Annotated in this window: 4 protein-coding genes and 1 riboswitch; all 4 genes read right to left on the reverse strand. The window is 47.7% G+C overall.

Going from position 1 to position 5,760, the window contains the following annotated elements; all coding sequences use genetic code 11:
* Positions 1–726 precede the first annotated feature (726 nt).
* A complete protein-coding gene (gene serS, locus ACYVR3_RS15855; RefSeq protein WP_057151910.1) occupies positions 727–1,995 on the reverse strand; it encodes a serine--tRNA ligase in 1,269 nt (422 codons plus the stop codon).
* A 293-nt stretch (positions 1,996–2,288) separates the two neighbouring features.
* Positions 2,289–2,927 carry a deoxynucleoside kinase gene (locus tag ACYVR3_RS15860; RefSeq protein WP_461244987.1) on the reverse strand — a complete coding sequence of 213 codons (639 nt, stop codon included), beginning with the start codon at positions 2,925–2,927 and terminating at the stop codon, positions 2,289–2,291.
* 228 nt (positions 2,928–3,155) lie between these two features.
* The gene (locus ACYVR3_RS15865) at positions 3,156–4,610 is read right to left on the reverse strand and encodes an amino acid permease (RefSeq protein ID WP_057151911.1); all 1,455 of its coding nucleotides are present in this window, start codon (positions 4,608–4,610) and stop codon (positions 3,156–3,158) included.
* A gap of 129 nt (positions 4,611–4,739) precedes the next feature.
* Positions 4,740–4,917: riboswitch (Lysine riboswitch) on the reverse strand.
* A gap of 81 nt (positions 4,918–4,998) precedes the next feature.
* Positions 4,999–5,529, reverse strand: a complete 531-nt coding sequence (locus ACYVR3_RS15870) for a GNAT family N-acetyltransferase (RefSeq protein ID WP_461244988.1) — start codon at positions 5,527–5,529, stop codon at positions 4,999–5,001.
* Positions 5,530–5,760: the final 231 nt, after the last annotated feature.

The raw sequence follows: 5,760 nt of genomic DNA on the forward strand, positions 1-5,760 counted from the left end.
TTTTACTAGTCTGGCAAGAAACGCCAGCCAAGTAAAATTTCATGGCTGAGGCCCAATTTTCAGACCGACCTCTTGTTGGCGGGGTTTCGGCATCAGGATCACACTCCCGAAAATCTATCATGAAGGGCTAAACTGTCGTATGATGACAATCGCGAACATCTCAGTAAGCGTTGAACGGCAACGTTACCGCATTGAGTCAGCAATACCTTCAAGCGCATTAAGCCATCGTTCAGAATAAATTGACGTTTGTTCATCGTGCTGATAAAGCGTTAACTGATAGCCAATTCTGGTGTTGAGTGACTCAACACCAGTCGTTACAATATCGCAACCAGTCGATCAGTTAGGCGCTTGAGATGATCTGCGATAGTAGTGAATTGCGCCAATGTGAGATTTCGGTAAGCAGCTAGGTGGATGCTGTGTCGCGATGATTGGCGGTTGTTGGTGTTCTTCCGACAACCGCCAATCATCGGGGACGAAGTTAAGATTCGCACGGGTTTTGGCGAGGCTTAACTTCGAGGTTTGAGACCGCTCTTTGGCTCAGACCGGCCCCACTGCAGGAACCTAGCCGCTTACCGGAATCGACAGTTTACACCCAACCCCGCATTTCACAAACTCACAGCAAGAATGCTTACGCTGGACACAAACGTAAGCATAAAAAATCGCCACCCCATAAAACATCATGAGGTGACGATCAATAGACGATTTAATTTAACTTACTATAGTAGGTTACTTAATAACCGTTTGCCCACCCATGTATGGTTGGAGGGCTTCTGGAATGTTAACCGTGCCGTCTGCGTTTTGGTAGTTTTCCAAAACGGCAGCGACCGTCCGGCCAACGGCTAAGCCAGAACCGTTCAAGGTGTGAACGTACTGGAGCTTACCGTTTTCGTCACGGTATTGGATGTGTGCCCGACGTGCTTGGAAGTCGGTACAGTTTGAACAACTTGAGATTTCACGGTATTTGTCTTGGAATGGTAACCAAACTTCCAAGTCATGCGTCATGGCAGCCGTAAAGCTCATATCACCCGTAGTCAAAGTGATCACGTGGTGGGCCAAGCCTAACTTCTTCAATAAGTCTTCAGCATGATTGGTCATCTTCTCCAACGCATCCCATGATTGTTCAGGCTTCGTGAATTGCACCATTTCAACTTTGTTAAATTGGTGTAACCGGATCAAGCCTCGGGTATCACGACCGGCACTCCCGGCTTCTGAACGGAAGGCTGGTGACAACGCGGTAAACTTAACGGGTAACTTGGTATCATCGATCACTTCATCACGGTAGAAGTTGACCAATGGCACTTCAGCCGTTGGAATCAACGTTTCGTCGGCTTCCTTCAATGAATAAACGTCTTCGGTAAACTTAGGGAATTGACCAGTCCCAAACATGGATTCACTGTTCACCATGTATGGTGGCAAGATTTCGGTAAAGCCGGCCTTTTCATTTTCGTCCAAGAAGAAGTTGTAGATGGCCCGTTCCAGACGTGCGCCTTGACCAACGTAGTATAAGAAACGACTGCCAGAAACTTTGGCGCCACGTTCGAAATCTAAGATGCCCAGCGCTTCACCAATTTCCCAGTGAGACTTTGGTTCGAAGTCAAACGTTGGAATCTCGCCCCACTTCCGCAATTCAACACTGCCGTCTTCAGTTAAACCAACGGGCACGTTGTCGTTAGGAATGTTTGGTAAGCGTGATGCCTTATCGTGAACGTCATCCGCAATCTGGGTCAACTGTTCATCTAGTGCCTTGATATCAGCACTCACTTGTTTCATTTGGTTGATCTTGTCGCTAGCATCTTCCTTGTTACGCTTCAACTGCGAGATTTCGTCTGACACTTGGTTACGGTCAGCCTTCATCGTTTCTGACTTGACGATCAAGTCACGACGTTGTTGGTCAAGATCAAGCAGTGCATCGATCTCAGCGGCGTCAACACCCCGCGTGGCTAACTTTTCCTTTACAAAATCCGGCTGTGTCCGAACTAACTTTAAATCAATCATGGTAAATCTCCTCTCGTATTATCGGACCGCAAAAAAAGCTTCCGCCCCAAAAAGTTGGGACGAAAGCTCGCGGTACCACCCAAGTTTGTAGCCATTGCTACACACTCAATTATCGGTAACGGTGATGACCCGTACAGGATTAACTGTCCGCTTTGACGTGGCGGAGTTTCGACGTAACGGTTTTCAGAATACCCCGTCTCTCTGATCGTCTACTTAAACCACATCGCGTTTAATGAACTACTCTTAGTTTACGATATCTCGTTTCATTTAGCAAGCCACACCCGGCGACCCGTTTAAAGGTTGAGTTCAGCCATCTTGTTGTCGACTAACTCAAGCACCCGTTTTTGGGCGGCTGTGTCTTCAACAAAGTCGAGTTCGTCACCGTTGATCATCATTTTAGGTGACTTATCGTAGTTGTTATACCAATCAATATAGCGTTCGTCCAATTCCTTGTAGTAGTTGTACAGGCTTGGATCTTGCTCGATCTGTTCAAATGACCGGCCGCGCTTCTTGATACGTGACAACATGGTGTCAAAGGAGATACTGATGTGGATCAAGAGGTCTGGGTTCTTCTTGTGTGGCGTATCTGGCAGTTCTTCCATCATGTTTTGAAGCAGTGAATCATAAATGTCGACTTCAGTCTGGGTTGCCCGACCTAAATCAGCGTTTAATCTGAATAACAGTGAATCTTCAAAAATTGACCGGTCCAAAACCGTTTCATCATCCTTGAAGGCTTCCTTGATGCTCTCAAGCCGTTTATTCAAGAAATAAATTTGGAGCAAAAAGCCGTATTTTTTTGGATTCTGATAAAACAACGGTAAAATCTCGTTGTCTTCTACGGACTCGTAAAAGGCCGGTTTGTTTAAGTGATCCGCCAATAAGTTGGTCAGGCTGGTTTTACCAGCGCCGATGGTGCCAGATAGTACGATCATCAGATAATTTCTCCTTTAACTTCAACTTCAAAAATCAGCACTATCCATTGTATCATCACTTGGTCGAAATGCAATATCTAGTGGTCATTCTCATGAGGGTTTTATGGAATCACGGGGCCCTGATTCATTGCAGAGACTGGTATCATCGGGTTTGCTGAGACCAATAAAAAAACGGTGCTGCCTCTCCATTGAGAAGGTAACACCGTCAACTCATTTAACTTTAATGCGTTACATCTTACGCTTATGTGGCGCTACATCCACTTCGTCCAACGGCACCATCTTGGTATGATGGCGAACCTTATAGTACACAAACAAGACGATGAACAATGGCACACTCAGGTAAGTGACACCGATTTGTTCCCAGTCAAATTGCGCGAAGGCCGTAGTATTTTGACCCGCGATGACCAAGATACACAAGACGAGTGCCAGAATTGGGCCGAATGGGAACCACTTTGCATGGTATTTTAACTCACTCAAATCATGGCCCTGCTTAACGAACGCCCGCCGGAAGCGGAAGTGGGAGATGGCGATCCCTAACCAGGCAATGAAGCCGGTCAAACCAGATGCCGCAACTAACCACGTGTAAACTTGTGGCCCCGCCACACTGGTGATGAAGGCCAAAGCGCCAATCACCGTAGTGGCAACTTGGGCGCGCAATGGCACCCCGTTTTTAGTTGTGTGTTGGAAATACGTTGGCGCGTACCCATCTAACGACAATGAGTACAGCATCCGAGATGAGGCATACATCCCGGAGTTGGCCGCTGAAATGACAGACGTCAAGATAACGGCGTTCATCACGCTAGCAGCAGCGGCTAATCCAGCGCGCTTGAAGACCAAGGTAAATGGACTGATGGCAATATCAGTTGCGGATGACCCCAACAAATCAGGACTCGTGTAAGGAATCAAGCAGGCAATCACGAAGATGGCGAGAATGTAAAACAATAAGATTCGCCAGAACACTTCGTTGATGGCCTTTGGAATACTCTTTTCAGGTGTTGCAGATTCACCAGCCGTGATACCGACCAATTCAGTCCCTTGGAACGAGAACCCGGCAACAACGAACACGCTCAGCATGGCTGGCATGCCGCCAACGAACGGTGCCTTTTTATAGGTAAAGTTCTCAAGACCGGTTGCGTGACCACCCATGATGCCAAAGATGGTCAAAACTCCAACGATCAAGAAGATGATGACGGTCACCACTTTGATCATGGCCATCCAGTACTCGGTTTCCCCGAACGCCTTAACGGTCAACGCATTGATCATGAAGATAATGACTAAGACCGCCACACTCCAGATCCACCCCGGAATATCCGGTAACCAGAACTTCATCACCAGCGCCGCGGTACTAATATCCACCGCTAGCGTGATTGCCCAGTTAAACCAGTAGTTCCAGCCCATCGCAAATCCCAACGCAGGATCGACATACTTGGTTGAATAGGTCGCAAACGACCCCGAAACTGGCATGTTAGTTGCCATTTCACCCAAACTCGTCATTAAGAAGTAAACCATGACCCCTAAGGCGATGTAGGCAACTAAGCCACCACCAGGTCCGGCGGTTGAAATTGCGGACCCACTGGCAACGAAGAGCCCGGTCCCAATACTTCCCCCTAACGCAATCATTGAGAGGTGACGCGTCTTGAGTTCGCGCTTCACTTCATGGTCGTTTGTTTGTTGCTCTGCCATTTTGCACACTCACTTTCTATCATTGATCTACGGTTATTTTGATCATGAGGTGCCCAATTCCAACTTAAAAGGGCCTCCTCACAAGCACACACCTGCGAGAAGACCCGACTTAAATTCATCGTTTCATCTAACGTAGGAAGCGCTCCGCAACACATCGTTGCGACAGTTCCTGCCCTCTTAAGACAGATCCCAACCAGCGTACTCATCAGCGTACCCTAGCTTCGGCAACGTCCCCTTTAACTACTGATCGTCAATCCTGATGGACTTCACAGCAGCGACTCTTGAACATCGCACCTCTTCTTTTAACGCTACCCATATTACTCCCCTCGGTGAGGCATTGCAACCGTTTCGTCACCGACCAAGGTTAGAATTGGGTAAGAATCTCAGCTTAAGCCCGAGCCAACTGATAGATCACTTCGGTCTGGCCGGGTTGATACAGTGCATTTTGTGGGTGTTGAAATTCATCAACGTAATGGAAGCCCAGTTTGACTAACACACGCTGTGATTGCGCGTTCGTTTTTAGAAAGCTTGCCCAGATCACGTTGAATAGTTGCCGGTCAAATACCGCGTGAATCAGCGCTTGCCCGGCTTCCGTCATATAACCATGACCCCAATAAGCTTCATTTAGCACGTACCCTAAATCACATTCCTGATCAGAAACTTCACCTTCAGAAGTAATTCGGTCATAAAACCCGATGCTACCGATCACCCGAGCTGTCGTTCGTTCAACCACCGCCAACACAAAGCCCTGCCGCATCGTTTGTTTCAACAAATAGTGGGCATCTTCCAAGTTTCGCGCATACTGAAACCCAGCTGCCTTCGCACTTTGCTGATTCTTCACAATTTCGAAATAATCGTTCAAATCCGATTCTACAAACGGTCGCAGCTTCAACCTTGCCGTTGTCAGTTCAAGTGTCATCCTTATCGGTCCTTTTCATCTTCACCTGTGTTGTCACATCGGTTATATTTTACATGGTGCGTTACTGCGGTGCAAGTTATGACTGTCGTTTGTGTCCAGCGTAAGTGTTCTGAGTTTGTGAAGTGATTCTGGTTTTATATAGTGGGAGGATGCCGCGGGAGGCTCCGGCGCTATGCGAGGCTGGAACGCAGTGGCCAGATAGGCTTCCAAGCTTCGCTGGGTCGCGGGCCT

Source organism: Secundilactobacillus muriivasis, assembly GCF_054785195.1.

Excerpts from the sequence above, each read along its gene's own strand:
- serS (WP_057151910.1), bottom strand. The coding sequence starts at position 1,995 with ATGATTGATTTAAAGTTAGTTCGGACACAGCCGGATTTTGTAAAGGAA.
- ACYVR3_RS15860 (WP_461244987.1), bottom strand. The coding sequence starts at position 2,927 with ATGATCGTACTATCTGGCACCATCGGCGCTGGTAAAACCAGCCTGACC.
- ACYVR3_RS15865 (WP_057151911.1), bottom strand. The coding sequence starts at position 4,610 with ATGGCAGAGCAACAAACAAACGACCATGAAGTGAAGCGCGAACTCAAG.
- ACYVR3_RS15870 (WP_461244988.1), bottom strand. The coding sequence starts at position 5,529 with ATGACACTTGAACTGACAACGGCAAGGTTGAAGCTGCGACCGTTTGTA.